We start from the raw sequence: 17,332 nt of genomic DNA, 5'->3' as shown, positions 1-17,332 counted from the left end.
TGAAATTTTACAAGCTAAAGATAAAAAATGTGTGATGTGCAATGAGTATTTCTTATCTCAAATTTACTTGAATTCCGGTGCAATCGTCAGAACCAGGTTCACCCCGTGAAGTCCATGAAATCCGATCTGAAAGCGAAACAGGTAAAGGTTCGGCTGACGCACTCTGATTCCAAAGCCCCAGGAATTGTAATAATGGTCAAAGCTCCACTTGTCGATTTTGGGTGCGATCATGGCATATTCGTTAAAAAGCACGCCATCGACAAAGCGGTCAACTGGCCAGCGGTATTCCAAGCTCAACGACATCAGGTGATGGGTCACCCACTTGTCAGCGTATCCACGCAACGGGGCCCGCGCATTCAAGTTGATAAACGCATCGTGTGGCGCCCCACCATCTTCTATCTCCCACAGATTCACCATACGGTACTGCATCGCAATCACGCGGCGTTCAAACAAGGTGCTCATCACCTGTTCTGGCCTCCAGACTCGCATCACCTCATCCCATGAGAAGTCCGTATAAAAGCGCCGATTCGCGCGAGCTTCCGTAGCCGACAGTACATAGTTCTTAGAATGTCCCAACATAAAATAATGTTGGAAAATAAACTGCGTCGTCATGTAGTCATGATTCTTACCGCCATCGCGAATCCAAGGATCATCGTCGGAAGGCGAAACTATTCCTAAATCATCATAGCGGACACCATCGTACTTTCCGACAAAGGTATAAGAATAGTCGAGCACGACACGATTTCCACGCGACGGGGCATACGGGTAGTCCAAATTGTCGTACACAAAGGTGATTCCCACTGGAACTTCAGTTACATGCTGGTAAAGGCCCCTATCCTTGATAATGAAATCATCACTATACAGCACCGAATCATCGACATCCGGAGCGCTAGAGCGCTTAAGGAAAAGCTGCGTCCAGATTTCGGCATTCCAGTTCGCCGTATTGGTAATGGGCGCACCAAGACGCCAGGTAAATGCCATGCTGGAATCAGGCTGCAAAAAATTCTTTTTCGTTTCGGGAATTGTGAAACGGTAGTCGCGATCGAGGTCTATGTCGTACCTAAAGCCACCGAAAAAACGGGTTCCAAACAGGGCGTGCTTCGTATATCGGGTAGTCAGTCCCATATCGCCATTGGCGTAATATTCGGCTTGCAGAACAAAGTAATCCTTTTCCAAAAGCATGCTTCGATGGCGGTAGTTCGCCCCCACCATCGTTCTTGCACCCGGCTTGAAATTGAAACTCGGATACACCATAATTTTGTGGTTTTCACCAAAGGAAATCAGCTGCACCGACTTGTCCGCAATGCCGTTCTTGATTACGTAATCGACCGGAGCCGCAATCGGAAAGACTAGCCCGTTCAAGGCCGGCTGAAAGATATGCTCAAAGGGCCAAGTCCACAGCATGGACATCCTGAACGACCCATCGTCGTCGGACACCTCCGCCTGTTCTTCTGCATACAATGGTTGCCGTCCCAAAATGAAAAACGAGACTAACAAGCAAATGAACAGGAATCTTGAATTCCTTGTAAACATACGCCCCCAATATAATTATATTATGGTCATGTTTTCGATATTCGCTAAAATAATTCAGAAAATTGCCCACTATCCCAAGGCAATGATTGGTCTTTTTTTAGCGTTGACCCTTCTTTGTATCTATCCCATCGAAAATCTGCGTTGGGAAATCCAGCTGCAGGACACCCTTAAAGGCCAAGAAGTCGAAGCTGACTTCCAGACCATCGAGAATGCATTCGGTGGAATCGGAAGCCTTACCGTAGTCATTCAGTCTAAGGACAGCCTAAAGAATTTCAACTTGGCCAAACAGCTGGCGGAGACTTTCGAAAAAGATTCTCTGGTCAACTACATCGAATACGCTGCGGATGTGGACTTCTACAGGAAAAATCGACTCCTTTACGCAAGCGAAAGCGATCTCGACCAGGTCATTGCGATGCTCGACAGCATCCGGGAAAATGAAATCAAGAAAAACAATCCTCTGTTGGTCGACTTGATGGAGCCCGAAAAAAGAAATATCCAAAACAGGGACACCGCTAGCATCATCCAGCATATCGAATCCAAATACTTCCAGAACCTGCAACAGGACTTTTCCAATCCGCAGGGGTCCATTCGCGTCGTCGACATATATCCGACACATTCCCTGTCGGACCTGCAGGCGAACAGGGCGCTTTTCGCCAAGGTCAAAAAATTCATCGAGGATCACGGCAACGGAATCAACGCCTACTACACCGGAAAAGTCTACGAATCTATCAAGGTCGGAAAGGCCTTGCTACCCGAGGCAAAAATTGCAGGGGCTATCGCGGCTCTCATCATCCTGATTCTTTTAATCTTCAACTTCTATCGGCAGCCGCAGTTCATTCTCGTTTCGGCGATTCCTATCACGCTACCAACCCTGTTTACGCTCGCCTTCGCCTTTCTGCTGTTTGAAAGAATAAACTTGTTTACCCTCGCCCTGGTTCTGCTTTTGCCGGGACACGCCTGCCAGATTATCGCACATGTCTTCACCCGCTATTTCCATGAACGGGAACAAGAGCTCAGCCCCGCCCTGTGCATCGAAAGTTCCCTGCTTGGAATTGTTCCAAGCGTCGCCGCATCAGCCCTCGTCCTTGCAGGCATATACATAGCTTTTGTCCTTGTACCGCTTCCGGGACTTCGCGAGTTCGGAATCCTCGGCGCCATCGGAAGTCTCTTGAACCTGATTGTCTGCCCTCTGTTCACAACATCGCTTTTGTTACTACTGCAACGCAATAAGCCGTTTGAACTAAGTTTCAAGAGTCGAAGCGTCAAGCACCGCAAACGATTTTTTTCTTTCCAGGCCAACTGGGTCATCATCGTCGTCATAAGCATCGTGAGCGCAGGGGCCTGGCTCTACAGCGGCACAAGCCTCACCTTCCTCTACGATTTCAAGAAGACAGAAATGCAGCTTGAAGAAAGGGAAGCACGAGCACTTATCGAAGAAACCGGATTTTCCACTTTCGACCCCATCATCATCATGATGCCCGACTCGTCTTACAACGACGACCTCGTTGAAAACTTCGAAAGTCTGAAAAAACACGGAATGCTGGATGATCTCGCAAAGATTTACACACAGTACCACTTCTTACCGAAAATCAGCACCGAGAAAAAACGCAAAATTGAAGTGCTCAAGGACATGGTTTCGGGCGAATTACTCGCAAGGGTAAGCCCAAGCGACAGCGTCGCCATTATTGAAATGCTGGACAGCTACGAAAACGACATCAAGGACTTCGAGCTTTCCGAAAATATTCGCCGCAAGTTCAGCGACAAGAACGGGAACTCAGGCGTATTCGCCTTCATCATTCCGAGTTCAGACCCGACAAATGGGCTCACTTGCCGCCACATCGCAGCACAAATGAAAACTCTCGAAGGATTGCATGACAAGGAATTCAAAATCTACGGAACGCCTATTCTTAGGGCATCGCTCCTTGACGCGATTCTCGGAAATATCGACAAGTCTATTGGCCTGGGAACCATCTTACTTTGGCTAATCCTTCTGATATTCTACAACAAGCTGAGTCGAGCGTTCTTCACGATTCTTCCGTCGCTCTTTGCTATGAGCTGGGTGACTACGCTCGTCCACCTGTTCGACATACAGATTTCGGCATATAGTTCCATCGCCTTCGTTCTACTGATAGGGGCATCCGTCGACAGTTCCCTGCAGTTATGGTCAGCCTACTATGAAAAGCAAGGCGGAAATGCATGGACTGTCCTGAACACGAAGCTGATCGCCATTCTGGTGGCACAGGCGGCATCCTTTATTGGAGCGATTGCCATGTTGCTTTCATCGCACCCAGGAATCAAGGGAATCGGACTCATTACCATTCTCGGACTGGTTTGCATATTCGTTTCTCAGTTTACCATTTACCCCCTAGTCGCAAGTACATTGGACGCTTACAGGATTTTGAAAAAGGCAAAACACAGACATGAAAGACTTATCCGCTAGAACTTTGAACATAGCAGCGTCACTCACCGTTGCAATTGACACTCTTGCAAAACAGATGATTGCCGACGGCAAAGACGTTGTAAGCCTAGGTGCAGGCGAACCCGATTTTCCGACCCCGACCCCGATTCAAGATGCCGCTTGCAAGGCTATTCGCGAAGGAAAGACGCGCTACACCGCTCCGGTGGGAATCCTAGAAGTGCGCAAGGCCGTCGCCGAGAAGCTGAAGATCGAGAACGGTCTGGACTACAAGCCCGAACAGATTGTCATGACGAGCGGTGCAAAGCACGCCGTCTTCAACTCGCTGGCCGCCCTCATCAACGATGGCGACGAGGTGATTATTCCGGCCCCGTACTGGGTGACATACCCGGAACTCGTCAAGTGGCTCGGCGGAAAGCCGGTGATTGTAAACACAAAGATTGAGGACGATTTTAAAATCAAGCCCGAAGCCCTGAAGGCCTCGATTACCGCAAAGACAAAGGCAATCCTCTTGAACAACCCCTGCAACCCGACGGGCGCCGTGTACAGCAAGGCCGAACTTGAAGCGCTTGCCAAGGTGATTGTCGAAAGCGACATCTATTGCATTTCGGACGAAGTGTACGAATACTTCACCTACGACACGGAGTTCTGCTCGGCAGCAGCACTCCCCGGCATGGTCGAACGCACCATCGTGATTAACGGATTCTCGAAGTCACACTGCATGACGGGCTGGCGCATCGGCTACGATGCCGCCCCTGTAGAAATCGCAAAGATTATCGGCAAGATTCAGGGACAGGCCACGCACCACCCGAGCAACGTGGCTCAGTACGCCGCCCTCGGTGCCTTGCAGATGGACAAGAGCAATGTCCATGCAATGCAGGCCGCCTTCCGCAAGCGCCGCGACTACATGCTCAAGCGCACCGCCGAAATTTTACCTGAACCATGCCGAGCCCCCGAAGGAGCCTTCTACCTGTTTGCGCCTGTCAAGAGTTTTTACGGCAAGAAGACTCCCGCAGGCAAGGTAATCAACGGATCCATCGAACTTTGCGAATACCTGTTGCAGTCGCAGGGACTTGCCATTGTGCCGGGTGCAGCCTTCGGCGACGATAGTTGCGTTCGATTCTCTTATGCCGCAAGCGACGAAACCTTGCAGAAAGCATGTGACAGATTCATTAGAGGATTAAAAGAACTTAACTAGCCCCATCCTACTTCCTACCGTCTACTGTCTACTAACCCATGCAGTCTTTTAGAATCATCACACCGCAGCCGAATGCGCCATTTACCATTGGCCGTAGGCCAGACAACGCTCTGGTACTCGACAACCCGATGGTTTCGCGCTACCATGCCGTGATGGAATTTGAAGACGAGAGATGGATTCTAAGGAACCTGTCCCAAAACAGCGTCACGCAGGTCAACGGAAACGACATCGACAAACGATTCCTGGAAGATGGAGACGTCATCACCATCGGACCGCTGCAATTGCGGGCCACCCTGAAGAGCTACAAGTTGCAGCTTCTGCTGATGGAGTCCATCGAGCGAGACCTGGTTCAAAGCAAGATGCTCAGTACAGACTGGGAAAGTCTCGACAACCTGCACACGAATATTCCCGAAGGGACATTCGCAAGATTTGAAAAATCTTCCGCCGGAAACATCGCCCATCTTAAATTCAGAAATTCACTGATTGACACGCGAAAGAAAGCCTTCAAGATGCTGGAAATCAAGGACGGGGAATCCATCCGCCTGCCCGGCTGCCTACTGGCATTCGGAGGCGGTGAGCTGACCTGCAAGAACCTGCCGCAGGGTTTCGATGTAGAAGTGAAAAACTTGGATGTCTTTGCGGACAAAAAGCAGCTTTTATCGGGTATCAACTTCACGCTGCCCGCAGGTGAAATTCTCGCCATCATCGGCCGTTCAGGGCAAGGTAAGTCGACACTTTTGCGACTGCTGCAGGGTAAGCATAAAGCTGGCAAGGATTCATCGGTACTCATCGGAAAACTCGATTACCGAAACGGGGAAATTCGTAAGCACATCGCGTTCTTAGAGCAGGAACCGGAGCTCAGGAGTGAACTCACCGTCGAAGAGACACTCCTCGATGGAGGCCGCTGCAGCATGAGCAAGCGAGATTTCAAGCAGAATGCTCGCAGGCGGCTCGAAAAGTTCGGAGAACTTTTCGGGCTGAGCGAACGCATGCAGAACCCCGTCAAGACGCTCAGCGGCGGCGAATGCCGCCGAGCCGCCCTGGCACACGAACTCATGGGAAACCCGGGACTGATCGTTCTCGACGAACCTCTTTCGGGACTCGACCCCTACAACAGCAAAATTCTCTGCACCCACTTGAAGCAGCTCGCGTTCCTCGGCCACACCGTCATTTTAACGACGCACAGCTACGAAGCACTCGAAATCGCGAACAAGGTGCTGGTGCTCCACCAGGGAAAGCAGGCTTTCTACGGAAGCCCCGAAGAATCCTTCCGCTACTTCGAAAGCGATGACCCCGAAGAAATTCTTTCGAACCTAAACGACGAAACATCGACTCGCTGGAATGAGTGGCTTACAAGAAAACAGGGAAACTCCCTGACCGAGGTTAGCGTCTCCACCATTCCCAGCTATTTCCCGAAGACAGCCCTTTCGCCGCAGTTCTTCTACAAAATTCAGATTACCCTCAAGGAATGGTTCCGCGACAAGGGAAAGTTCATTACGATGCTTGCGCAGCCGCTCATCATCGGATTTCTCTTCTCGCAGATTTTTTCAAACCTTTCTTCGCTCTGGACCGTCGCATTCGCCCTCATTCTTTCGGCAAACTGGCTCGCGCTTTCGCTTTCCATCCGCGAAATCGTCCGCGAAAAAGGAATTCTCCAGGCTGAATTCCGCAAGGGAGTCCCTATCTTTACGACGATACTTTCCAAAGCGCTGCTTCCGACCCTTGTCGCCTGGCTACAGACACTTATCGTCTATGTTTTTGTTGCTCTTCGCACATCGATATGGCCACCAGTTCCGCTGCTTCTGCTATCGACGATCATCATGGTACTCCCCGCCATTGCCGTAGGACTTACCACCAGCGCTTTCGCCAAAAATTCGGGGCAGGCAAACGCGATGCTTCCCCTGCTAATCATTCCGCAAGTCGCTTTGGCAGGAGCCCTTGTACCGTTTGACCAGATGCTTCCCATCGGAAGAACATTGTCGTACATCATCTGGTCTCGCTACAATCAGGCGAACCTGCTCAACCTCTTTTTAGAACGAAACGACCCCATCAACAACATCGCATCGATACTCGTAATCACATTATGTTTTTATATTGTGGTTGCTGTAAAACTTAACTGTTCCAAGAAAGCAAAATGATCGCACCTCAAAAACCAGAAATCTTCCCGCGTCCATTCAACGAGAACTACGACCTCATCGGCACCCTCGGCAAAGGCGGCATGGGAAATGTCTACAAGGCCAAAGACAAGCGCCTGAATCGAGAGGTGGCGTTCAAGATCCTAGATGCGTCTTCCGATGAAGAGGCCATCAAGCGCTTCTACATGGAAGCCCAGGCCATGAAGGAACTGGACCACCAGAACATCGTCCATGTTTTCGACTTCGGTCAGCAAAACAACCAGCTCTTTATCGCGATGACCTATGTCGAAGGTACAAACCTTGCCGATATTCTGCACAAGAAGGAACAGCTTTCTTTTGAAGCAATTGAAGTCATCATCCGCCAGATTGCCCGCGGACTCCTTTCCGCACACAACAAGGGAATCATCCACCGCGACATCAAGCCTTCGAACATCATGCTCACGCGCGACAACCGCGTGTTCATCATGGATTTCGGCATTTCCTACATCCAGGAAATGGAAAAGGACAGGCTCACGCGCACCGGCATGACCATGGGAACTCCCGAGTACATGTCCCCAGAACAGTGCCACGGCGACAACGTGACCATCCAGACCGACATCTACAGCATGGGTGTCATCCTTTACGAGATGACCTGCGGACGACTCCCCTTCGAAGGAAACCGCCCCGTAGAAATTGCGCTCAAGCACGTGCAGGAACAGCCCCCCGCACCGGAACTTTTCCGCAAGGATATGCCCCCCGGACTTTCGGAGCTCATTCTCAAGTGCCTTAAGAAAAAGCTGAACGAACGCTTCCATGACATGCAGGAATTTTTGGACGCCTGCGACCAGGTGTTTCCTACCGACAAGGTTCGCCAGAACCAGCGTCAGACCATGGGCCACACGCTCCTGCGCCGCCACACGGCATCGATTACCGAAATGGCGAACAAGATTTCGCCGCGCGCCCGCATGCTGCAGAAAAAGCTCACTGCACTTGCCATCTTCATTTTCCCGCTCATTATCATGCTCCTGATTCTCCTGATGCTCACGCACAAGCCCGAAAGCACTCTCAGGGAACTCGAATGGAGCGACGCGCTCGGGAACTACGAGACCAAGGCGCTGGAAGTCGAAGAAAGCGACGGATACCCGCTCAAGAACCTGGGCGACAACGACCTGAAAACGGCATGGCTCTACACGATGCCGCAAAAGCCGCAGAACCCAGTGCTCACGCTCTACTTTGAAGGCAACGCCATCATCACGCATTTCGGCATCGCTGTCGGATACCAGAAGTCTCTGGACGACGCCTTTGGCGACCGCTTCCGCATTTTCAAAAAACCAAAGACCATCACGCTCGAAACAAAGGATGGTTTCAAGCAGAAAGTCAAGCTCGAAAACATTCGCGGAATGCAGTACCCGAGCATTCAGGCGATGGAAACAAGCGAACTGAAGATCTACCTAGACAATGTCTTCGAAGCTGAAAATGACGACTTCGCCATTTCAGAAATTCGTCTGCTCGGCATGGAACTGAACTAGATGAAATCCACCAATCGGCCCAAGGGAAATTTCATCGAGACGCTCGCATCGGCGTACCTGATGCGCGAAGGCTATAGCATTCTCGCAAGGAACTACGCCTACCAAGGCGGTGAACTCGACATCGTAGCCCGTGACAACGATACCGTCGTATTCGTCGAAGTCAAGTCCGTATGGAACAACCAGCAGGGGAACCCCGCCGCACGCGTAAACGCGCAAAAGCAAAAGAAGATCTGGAAAACCGCCTGCCACTTCTTGTCAACGCAAAAGGAAAACGCTCCCAGGGGTTTCGACACGCCCTGCCGATTTGATGTCCTAACGGCAAGAACATACCAGAAACCGCTCCAGTTTATCCACTACAAGAACGCCTTCGAAGGAAACCAGGTGATACCGCAAGTGTGAGACATGGAGTGTGAGAAGATTAATTACACATCACACATTCCACATTACTCATTGCACACTACTCTACTTCGTCGAGCGTGACTACCGGAATGTCCGTCATGTCGCGGAATTTGGGAGATTCGCTCAAGATGCAGTCTGCACCGAAGATATAGGCCGTAGCAAGACGCAGGGACTCCTCGGTCGTAAGCCCCCTCGCCGCAAGTTCAGCAGCCTTCACGGCGACTTCTCCTGTCACCTCGCAGGACTTCACATTGCGGGAATGTTCAAAGAATTCACGGTACTGACGTGCAAGGACGCCTTCCTTTGCCGCATAGGCCCTACGCGAAATTTCGAACAGAGTCACACTCGAAACGAGGAGCGTGACATTGTTCTCGTAGGCGTAGTCAAGCACCGACGAAACGACCGGATAGTAATCCGGGTTCATCTGCAAAAGGGAAACTATCGTCCCCGTATCTAGGAAAAGTACCCGTGACTTTTCGAGCGACCTATTCATAAATTTCCATGTAGGCGGTATCTTCGCGCATGCCGGCGCGAACCATCTTGAACCGTTCCGCCTGCGGATAGAAATACCAAATCATCCACTCGCCTGCCATGTCGGTACGCTTGGTCTTGATGGCAATGGGTTTTTCGCCGTTGAAGAAGTCACGCTTGTGCGGAATCACATGTTCGAACGGACGATAGGTATGCACGGTTTCGCCCGCGGAGCGTTCGATAAAACCGTTGCCGCCCTTGCTCCAGGTGATAGTCACCGTGCCGTTGTCGTCCTTCACCTTTTCGCAGCTGTCAAAGCCACTGCCGCACCAGAGGTACTTCTTGTACTTGAAGCTCTGTTCGGGCATGTTGAAGGTATCCACCACGCGGCGATTGCCCTTGTAGTTGTTGTATTCGCCTTCAAGCTTGTAGCTACCCGCATTGTATTCGGAGCATCCCCTCTGGGCCACCTTCACCTTGCGGTCTGCCACGGCGATGTCCACCGTACAGCCATCTTCGGTATAAGTTAAACGAGCATGGCCATTGGCTTCGCGGAGTTCCACATTGCTCGCTTCCAGTTCGGCTCGATTGCCAAAAGGTCCGTTCTGGATTGTAAAGGAGAAATAGCGCGGGTTCGTGGGAGACTTCTTGAGAACGACGCTTCCCGTAGAAGAGGCATACTCGCCACTCAGGTCCATGGACGCCTGCTTAAAGCGTGCGAGGTCGGAGCGCTTGACCCAGACTTCGCCCATCTTGCAGTGAATGGGAACAAAACGGGGCGGCTCCTTGGGTTCAACCTTTTCCCAGGTAACGATGCGGCGCTTCCGCATCTTGGTCTTGGGGTTGCCCTTCTTGTCCCTTTTGACATTGCCCTTGCGGTCCTTTACTTCGACCCTTTCCTTAACAACCGTAACCTTCTTGACTGAATCCATCGGCAGGGGCAGTTCGCGGATCTGGTCCGTAAACACAAGCGTTCCCACAGGCGTGTTTTCATCTATTCCGCTTGCGGTCTTTCGATAGACATTCAATGTTTCCTGAGCAAATGTCAAAGAGCTGAAAACGGCAACAAAAAAGAGAGTAGTAAGGATTTTTTTCAAAATGCACCTCATTGTGGGTGTAAAGTTAATTATTTATATGTAATTTGAATGTAAAAAGAGCTAGACAAAGCATTTTTTTACTAAAATTTGTGATGTGGAATAAATAAAGGAGTTTCCTACCATGAAGAAAATGTTTATCGCATCCTGCATCATGGCCGCAGCCGTTTTCGCAGCCCCTGAAGCAGCCCCCGCAACAGCTCCTGCTGCAGCAGAACAGCCCGCCGCCCCGGCCGCTCAGGCCGCAGAAGCCGCTCCTGCAGCCCAGGCTACCGAAGCCGCCCCCGCCGAACAGGCCAAGGCAGCCGAAGCCCCTGTTGCAGAAGAGGCAAAGGCTGAACCGGTTGCAGAACCTGCTAAGGAAGAAGCCGCACCGCAGGCCGTTGAAGCAGCCGAAGTCCCTGCCACCGAAGCTGCTCCTGCAAAAGAACAGGTAGCCGCAGCCGAAGAAGCTAAGGCAGAAGAAGTTGCTGCCGCAGAACCGGTCGCCAAGCCCAAGAAGAAAAAGCGCAAAAAGAAAAAGATGATTGAAAACGCCGTGATGTCGGTGAACCAGATCGACTTCGACATCAACGCCGACTTCGAACTCGAAGCAGGCAAGGTCCTTTGGACTAGCGAAGACGATGAAATGGGCGACAACCTCGAAACGTGGAGCGGCGAAGCTAACTTTGCCGTGCTCGCCGAAGCCGAAGACTTCAAGGGCAAGATCGGTGTAGCGTTCTACCCGGGCGATCTAAAGCCCGCCGATGACAACGTTGACAAGAAGGTGAAGAAGGAACAGCTCCGCGACGGCACCCGCCAGTACAGCGACGACTACTTCTCCCTGGACGAAGCATGGGCCATGCAGGAAACCGACCTGTTCACATTCAAGGTCGGTCGCTGGGACAACACCGACAAGAGCGGTGACTACTTCGGCGGCTACATCGATGGTTACCTTGCAGGATTCCTTTCCACGCAGGCTTCTGAAAACCAGTTGATGTTCGGTTTCACTCCGTCCGATAACATGGCCGGCTACATCTCCCTTATCAGCAAGTCCGAGAACTTGGACAAGGGCGACATCCGCGCCGCATTCAACTTCCATGACCTCGCCGGCATTTCAGCCCTGAAGGTGCAGCTCGCCTACCGCAGCAACCTGTTCGACGCCGTCTACGATGCCGACGCCGACATCAAGCACAACGCCTCCCTCAAGGCAAACCTGCCCATCGTGAGCAACATCGTTGACATCTTCGCCGAAGCAGCCCTGATGGACATGTCCGACGATCTCGTCATCCCCGTGACCGGTGGCTTCGCCTTCTACACCCCGGTGGTCGACAGGATTCTGGTCGAAGCTGAATACGTTGGCGACCGTCACAAGCACAAGGACTTCTGGGGAATGTCTAGCAAGCCCAAGCACGTGAAAGACGTCCTTGCAGCCCTTTACCTCGAAAAGGCCTTCACCAGCCGCTTCAGCCTGTCCGCAGGTCTGCATAGCTACGGCTGCACCAAGGACTACATGATTTCGGGTAACCTGGTCGGCAGAATTAATTAACCGCTCGCGCCAAATCGTACTTGTACGTACCCCGAGCGTTCGCTCTCACAACCACGTCTCGTTAATACGAGGCGTTTGTTGTTCACGAAATTAACCGCCCGCGCCCAATCGTACTAGTTTCTGGAGAATGATACAGAAAAGCCCCGCGGATTCCGCGGGACTTTTCTCTATTCTGTTCAATTCCGAATTCCTAAACACCTTTGCGGTCAAGGTCCAGCAAAAGCGACTGCAGGGAATCTTCGACGCTTGCACGGAAATCGCCCGAACCGAGACTGCAGGATGCAACCACTTCAGCACCCTTGGTGATACGGATTACAGTAAAGCCACCTTCAACACTAAAAGAAACGCCAAGACCCTTGTTCAAGGCTTTTTCCAGAAGATCGCGCATAAAAGACTCCTTTTTGGATACAAAAGATAATGATACCCCTAAATTACGCTTTTTTTCTTCAAAAAACAATACCTTTTTTGCATTTATCCATATAAAAGCACATTTTTCTTGGTTATATTGGGGCTAATGCTCGATTTTCACCTTCATTTGGCCAGGCTTCCACAGCCAGAACAGCTTGCCAAGGCTCTTTGGGAACGAGGCTGCCACTTTGTAGCCATCGCCTGCGAACCCTGGGAATGGGAAATCCTAGAAAAGATTCCCCTAGCACAGGACACCAAGGCCTTTGGAATCCACCCGATGATTGCAACGCAGGTTTCTGAAAAAGACTGGGACAGATTATGCGAGCTAATCGAGAAAAATCCAAACGCTGCCGTCGGCGAATGCGGAATCGACAAGCGCTATGAAGGCTACGGGACTCCAGACTTACAGGAAAAAGTGTTCCAGCGACAGGTGGAACTCGCACGCGATTTTAACAGAAACCTGCAAATCCACTGTGTCGGGAACTACGGGCTCATCGTGAAGATTCTGAAGGACTGCGACTACCCTAGCGTGGGCGCAACCGCCCATCCCGTTTTCCACCGATTCGGTGGAGATATTTCAACCGTTCGCACCGCGCAAAGCCTGAACCCGATCTTTTCTCTGCATGCAGATTCGTTTCGCAAGAAGTCTACCGCAGCAGCCATCAAGCAAATTCCAACGGAACAAATCCGATTCGAGACCGATGCCGATGAAAGTTTTTTTGCACAGGAAGCATCCGCAGCAAAAAATGGGGACGGAAAGCTGATAGAAACAATCACGGATAGGCTGATTGCGCAGCTACAAGCGGTCAAGACCGCCTACGACTCAAAGATCTGAGCGTTCTTTGGCTGCTGCACCGTGAAATCCGCCTTGATGACTGCAAAGGCGCGGAATTCCTTCAGGCTCTTTTCGGCAAGTTCAATCGCATTTCCCTTACCAAGTTCGATTACCACCTGCAGGGGCGAGCCGCCCATGATTCGCATCGGGAACAGCGTATTCGCATACATCTCGCTGATGATGCGCGGATCGGGCGGCGGAAATTCCACAAAGGTCGCTGCAAGCATTCCCTTGCGCTGCACAAGCCCTTGAATGCGGAGCCGCCCCGCAAGGAGTCCAATTTCGGTAACGGCGAGGAGCATCTTTGCCGGCGCTGGGACAGGGCCGAAGCGGTCTTCCAATTCTTGAGCAATCGGCTCAATCTCATCGGTGCGAGAAACGCGCGCGATTCGCTGGTACATCGAAATACGCGTAAGGCCATCTACGATATAGTCTTCAGGGAGGTAGGCATCCACGCCAAGTTCCACGCGGGTCTGGATGGGCTTTTCGGCTGTACCGCCGCGAAGCATGTCCACCGCCTCGCGCACCAGGCGCACATAGGTTTCAAAGCCGACTTCGGCGATAAAGCCGTGCTGTTCCTGGCCAAGCAGATTGCCCGCCCCGCGGATTTCCAGGTCACGCATGGCAAGCTGGTAACCGCTGCCCAAGTCTGTAAACTGTTCGAGCGCCTTCAAGCGCCGCATCGATTCCGGAGAAATCTGCTCCGAAGGAATAACCAGGAAGGCCTTCGCCAGCACGCTGCTGCGACCCACGCGACCGCGCATCTGGTAAAGCTGGCTTATACCAAAGTGATGTGCGTTCATGATGATGATCGTATTGGCATTCGGAACATCGAGACCAGACTCGATGATGCTTGTGCTGACAAGGACATCGAACTTTCGGGAAAGGAAAGCTTCCATTGCATTTTCCAAGTCGCGGTCGTTCATCTGGCCATGCGCCACACAAATCGCCGCATCGGGAACCATGGCCGCTATTTCATCGGCGAGCGTAGAGATGGTTTGAACCCGATCGTTCACAATAAACACCTGGCCGCCACGGGCAAGTTCGTCGAGAATGGCCTGCTTGATGACAGCATCATCGCGCTTCATCAGCTTGGTCTCGACAGGCAGGCGGTTCACCGGCGGCGTATTGATCAGCGAAATATCGCGCACGCCCGTCATGCTCAAATGCAGCGACCTAGGAATCGGCGTAGCGCTCATGCTCAAGGTATCCACGGAAAGCCTAAGTTCGCGCAGTTTTTCCTTCTGCTTCACGCCAAATTTCTGTTCTTCATCGATAATCAGAAGCCCCAGGTCCTTGAACTGATTCTTTTCGGAAAGCAAGCTGTGCGTTCCAATAAGAATGTCCACCTTGCCTTCGCTCACCTGCTTAAATATTTCCTTCTTTTCCTTCGCGCTCTTGTAGCGGTTCACAAGTGCTATATTCACGGCAAAGCCAGCAAAGCGGTCCATGAAGTTTTCGTAATGCTGTGCCGCAAGAATCGTCGTCGGGACTAAAAGCACCACCTGTTTCTTGCTCACCACGCACTTGAAGGCAGCGCGCATCGCAACTTCGGTCTTTCCAAAACCCACGTCGCCGCAAATCAGGCGGTCCATCGGGCGGCGGCTTTCCATGTCGCGCTTGATGTCTGCAGTCGCCTGCACCTGGTCGGGGGTGGGCTCGTATTCAAAGGCGTCCTCAAATTCTTTCTGCAGCTTGCCGTCGGGCGGGAACTCGAAACCTTCGATAAGTTCGCGCTTTGCGTATAGTTCCACCAGTTCGCGAGCAATCTGGATAACCTTTTTCTTGACGCGTTCCTTGAGATTTTCCCAGCTCTTACTTCCGAGACGGTCGAGCTTCGGCTCAGTTTCCTGCTGATCGAGACGCTCTATCTTCTGGAGATCGGCCACAGGGAACTTGAGACGGTCGCCGCCAGCATATTCAAGCAGCGCACAGTCGACCATGCCGCCGTTCACATTCACGCGGACAAGTCCCAGATATTTACCGATACCGTGATCTTCATGCGACACGAAGTCGCCTCGGTTCAGCGATTCAATCAGGAGAGCCCCCGAAACAGATCCAGAAATTTTTCGTTTTCGGGTTTTATTTGAATGGCGGTTGAAGATGCGCGTCTCGGTAAGGAAGGCCACGCGATCGTCTTCGAGCCAAAAGCCTTCGGTCATGTTGCCGATGATGTAATCCTCGATGGGTAAGTCGTCGAGCAATTGCCTGATGCGGTTCAACGCACCAGTAGTTGGTGCAACCACATACACTATGCCTCCACGGGCCGTGAAATCCTCGATTTCCTTCGCCACGGCATCGGTTCCATTCGAGGAAAACGCCTGAGGCTTGCACTGCAACTCGTGCCAGCAGCCATCATCGACCTTGACCCGCGTGAGGTCCATTGAGGTTCTCCCCACGAATTTGCGCGAAAGTTCGCCCATCTTGAACCAGATCCGCACCGGTTCCACTGCTTCGCCATCGGACAGCCTTACATTCTGGAAGGCCGCTTCGTAATTGGCATAAAGCTTCGAAGCCGTCTCCGACAAAGCAGACAATTCCTCAAACACCAGCGACGCATTCGGCAAATAGTCCAAGAGGCTCCATTCGAGCTTCTGGTAATGCGCACGGTGCCACCAGAGTCCTGACAAGTCATCGTTCAAACGAGCCACTTCACGCTCTGGAACGGTAAACTCCCCCATCGGGTAAAGCTGTACAGAATTCATCGTTCCCACGGAACGCTGCGTAAAAATGTCGAAGCTGCGGATAGACTCGATTTCATCCCCAAAAAACTCGATGCGGATCGGATGCGGGTACAGAAGACAGTTCACATCGACTATGCAGCCGCGAATGGAGAACTCCCCCACACCCGACACGACGGGCTGCTCCACAAAGCCATGGTCCAAGAACCAAGGACGAAGCGACGACGGTTCCAATACATCGCCCACCTTGAGCGTGCGACATTCGTGCAGCACAGAATGGGGCTCGGGGAGCCGCATCAGGAACGAATCCAGCGGGCATATCGTGATGAACGGATTTGCTCCTTCCATGTCCCTAAAGAACTTGAGACGCTCTTCGAGGACACCCTCAAACGGGACCTTCTTTTCGTAGGGTTTAAGCCCAATTGCCGGGAAAAAGCGCACAAAGGATTCGCCCAGCAGACCTTCCAGGTTTTCCACCCAGGTTTCTGCACTCTTGTAATCGCGGGAAACTACGAGAATCGGGTTCGGCTTTTTAAGGAAACGGGCGGCAACCATCATGGCTGCAGCAGGTACGGTAGCCCCATTTATATGTATGGCCTCCCCTTCAGCCTTGCTGAAAAGGTTGAGCGACTCGGCGCGCGCAAACGTAATAAATTCTGAAAGGGATTCTACCATTGAGGCGAAAGATAGAAAAATTGCAATTTAATTCATATTTTACTATATTTGAAGTAACACGATCCCTACGGGGGTGCTCTGGTTTGCCAAAATTCCTGCTACTCGCAGTAATTTTGCCCTACGGGCCTTTCGCACACAAAGTGTGCTCAAGGGCCTAAATGCTCGCCTACTCGCATTTAGTCGACGAGTCTCAACCAGATCACTCCCTGTAAACAGGGGGTGCTTTCTGCTCTTCGAGCAGAATCACTCCGGCTCGGTCATGCCGGCAAGCAAGCTTGCCGTCGCGACACTCACCGGGGGTGCTTTGGTTTCGACAGGGTTACCGAAGTGTTAGTTGCAAGCCGAGGTCTCAGACGAGGGCACTCGTAAAAAAGTCTGAAAAAAAATAAGTGCTGACGAAAACTACGCACTCGCTGCCTAATTAGCGGCAACGCCGGGCCTCATTCCGCTC

General features: G+C 51.8%; 12 protein-coding genes and 1 other RNA gene. 8 read left to right on the top strand and 5 right to left on the bottom strand.

Annotated elements, in window-relative coordinates; genetic code table 11:
- Nucleotides 1-63: 63 nt before the first annotated feature.
- Entirely contained in the window at nucleotides 64-1,533 is a 1,470-nt protein-coding gene (locus tag ACKI61_RS04545) for a BamA/TamA family outer membrane protein (RefSeq protein ID WP_407456592.1), read from the bottom strand.
- A 28-nt stretch (nucleotides 1,534-1,561) separates the two neighbouring features.
- Here ACKI61_RS04545 and ACKI61_RS04540 point away from each other — a divergent pair, with 28 nt between their 5' ends.
- From ACKI61_RS04540 to ACKI61_RS04520, 5 genes are read left to right on the top strand one after another with little or no spacing between them, the layout of a single operon-like run.
- Nucleotides 1,562-3,973 carry an MMPL family transporter gene (locus tag ACKI61_RS04540; protein WP_407456591.1) on the top strand — a complete coding sequence of 804 codons (2,412 nt, stop codon included), beginning with the start codon at nucleotides 1,562-1,564 and terminating at the stop codon, nucleotides 3,971-3,973.
- Nucleotides 3,954-5,147 (top strand): pyridoxal phosphate-dependent aminotransferase, encoded by a 1,194-nt coding sequence (locus ACKI61_RS04535; RefSeq protein WP_407456590.1) that lies wholly within the window; start codon nucleotides 3,954-3,956, stop codon nucleotides 5,145-5,147. Before ACKI61_RS04540 ends, ACKI61_RS04535 begins: the two co-directional genes overlap by 20 nt.
- Before the next feature lie 38 nt (nucleotides 5,148-5,185).
- Nucleotides 5,186-7,285, top strand: coding sequence for an ATP-binding cassette domain-containing protein (locus ACKI61_RS04530; RefSeq protein ID WP_407456589.1), 2,100 nt, complete (start codon nucleotides 5,186-5,188; stop codon nucleotides 7,283-7,285).
- Nucleotides 7,282-8,790 carry a serine/threonine-protein kinase gene (locus ACKI61_RS04525; protein ID WP_407456588.1) on the top strand — a complete coding sequence of 503 codons (1,509 nt, stop codon included), beginning with the start codon at nucleotides 7,282-7,284 and terminating at the stop codon, nucleotides 8,788-8,790. The genes ACKI61_RS04530 and ACKI61_RS04525 overlap by 4 nt, the downstream gene beginning before the upstream one ends.
- The gene (locus tag ACKI61_RS04520) at nucleotides 8,791-9,189 is read left to right on the top strand and encodes a YraN family protein (RefSeq protein WP_407456587.1); all 399 of its coding nucleotides are present in this window, start codon (nucleotides 8,791-8,793) and stop codon (nucleotides 9,187-9,189) included.
- A 58-nt stretch (nucleotides 9,190-9,247) separates the two neighbouring features.
- Here ACKI61_RS04520 and ACKI61_RS04515 read toward each other — a convergent pair whose 3' ends face one another.
- Nucleotides 9,248-9,682: a type II toxin-antitoxin system VapC family toxin gene (locus tag ACKI61_RS04515; RefSeq protein ID WP_407456586.1), complete on the bottom strand. Its 435-nt coding sequence runs from the start codon at nucleotides 9,680-9,682 to the stop codon at nucleotides 9,248-9,250.
- Nucleotides 9,675-10,757 carry a hypothetical protein gene (locus tag ACKI61_RS04510; RefSeq protein WP_407456585.1) on the bottom strand — a complete coding sequence of 361 codons (1,083 nt, stop codon included), beginning with the start codon at nucleotides 10,755-10,757 and terminating at the stop codon, nucleotides 9,675-9,677. The genes ACKI61_RS04515 and ACKI61_RS04510 overlap by 8 nt, the downstream gene beginning before the upstream one ends.
- A gap of 121 nt (nucleotides 10,758-10,878) precedes the next feature.
- Between ACKI61_RS04510 and ACKI61_RS04505 the strand changes: the two genes are divergently transcribed.
- Nucleotides 10,879-12,282, top strand: coding sequence for a hypothetical protein (locus ACKI61_RS04505; RefSeq protein ID WP_407456584.1), 1,404 nt, complete (start codon nucleotides 10,879-10,881; stop codon nucleotides 12,280-12,282).
- 190 nt (nucleotides 12,283-12,472) lie between these two features.
- Here ACKI61_RS04505 and ACKI61_RS04500 read toward each other — a convergent pair whose 3' ends face one another.
- The gene (locus tag ACKI61_RS04500; RefSeq protein ID WP_407456583.1) at nucleotides 12,473-12,670 is read right to left on the bottom strand and encodes a hypothetical protein; all 198 of its coding nucleotides are present in this window, start codon (nucleotides 12,668-12,670) and stop codon (nucleotides 12,473-12,475) included.
- Between the two features lie 126 nt (nucleotides 12,671-12,796).
- Between ACKI61_RS04500 and ACKI61_RS04495 the strand changes: the two genes are divergently transcribed.
- Nucleotides 12,797-13,525 carry a TatD family hydrolase gene (locus ACKI61_RS04495; RefSeq protein WP_407456582.1) on the top strand — a complete coding sequence of 243 codons (729 nt, stop codon included), beginning with the start codon at nucleotides 12,797-12,799 and terminating at the stop codon, nucleotides 13,523-13,525.
- On the opposite strand, the gene mfd is transcribed toward ACKI61_RS04495, so the two are convergent.
- Nucleotides 13,507-16,881, bottom strand: a complete 3,375-nt coding sequence (mfd, locus tag ACKI61_RS04490) for a transcription-repair coupling factor (RefSeq protein WP_407456581.1) — start codon at nucleotides 16,879-16,881, stop codon at nucleotides 13,507-13,509. The genes ACKI61_RS04495 and mfd overlap by 19 nt on opposite strands.
- Nucleotides 16,882-17,176: 295 nt before the next feature.
- Between mfd and ssrA the strand changes: the two genes are divergently transcribed.
- Nucleotides 17,177-17,332, top strand: a transfer-messenger RNA (tmRNA) gene (ssrA, locus tag ACKI61_RS04485); the annotation flags it as partial.

Source organism: Fibrobacter sp. (assembly GCF_045601785.1).
Classification (GTDB): Bacteria; Fibrobacterota; Fibrobacteria; order Fibrobacterales; family Fibrobacteraceae; genus Fibrobacter.
Note: the sequence above shows the minus strand (reverse complement) of the source record. Positions and strands in the feature narration are given on the sequence as shown.

Bases quoted from the DNA above. Each gene is read 5' to 3' on its own strand.
- ACKI61_RS04545 (WP_407456592.1), bottom strand. From the start codon at position 1,533: ATGTTTACAAGGAATTCAAGATTCCTGTTCATTTGCTTGTTAGTCTCG.
- ACKI61_RS04540 (WP_407456591.1), top strand. From the start codon at position 1,562: ATGTTTTCGATATTCGCTAAAATAATTCAGAAAATTGCCCACTATCCC.
- ACKI61_RS04535 (WP_407456590.1), top strand. From the start codon at position 3,954: ATGAAAGACTTATCCGCTAGAACTTTGAACATAGCAGCGTCACTCACC.
- ACKI61_RS04530 (WP_407456589.1), top strand. From the start codon at position 5,186: ATGCAGTCTTTTAGAATCATCACACCGCAGCCGAATGCGCCATTTACC.
- ACKI61_RS04525 (WP_407456588.1), top strand. From the start codon at position 7,282: ATGATCGCACCTCAAAAACCAGAAATCTTCCCGCGTCCATTCAACGAG.
- ACKI61_RS04520 (WP_407456587.1), top strand. From the start codon at position 8,791: ATGAAATCCACCAATCGGCCCAAGGGAAATTTCATCGAGACGCTCGCA.
- ACKI61_RS04515 (WP_407456586.1), bottom strand. From the start codon at position 9,682: ATGAATAGGTCGCTCGAAAAGTCACGGGTACTTTTCCTAGATACGGGG.
- ACKI61_RS04505 (WP_407456584.1), top strand. From the start codon at position 10,879: ATGAAGAAAATGTTTATCGCATCCTGCATCATGGCCGCAGCCGTTTTC.
- ACKI61_RS04500 (WP_407456583.1), bottom strand. From the start codon at position 12,670: ATGCGCGATCTTCTGGAAAAAGCCTTGAACAAGGGTCTTGGCGTTTCT.
- ACKI61_RS04495 (WP_407456582.1), top strand. From the start codon at position 12,797: ATGCTCGATTTTCACCTTCATTTGGCCAGGCTTCCACAGCCAGAACAG.
- mfd (WP_407456581.1), bottom strand. From the start codon at position 16,881: ATGGTAGAATCCCTTTCAGAATTTATTACGTTTGCGCGCGCCGAGTCG.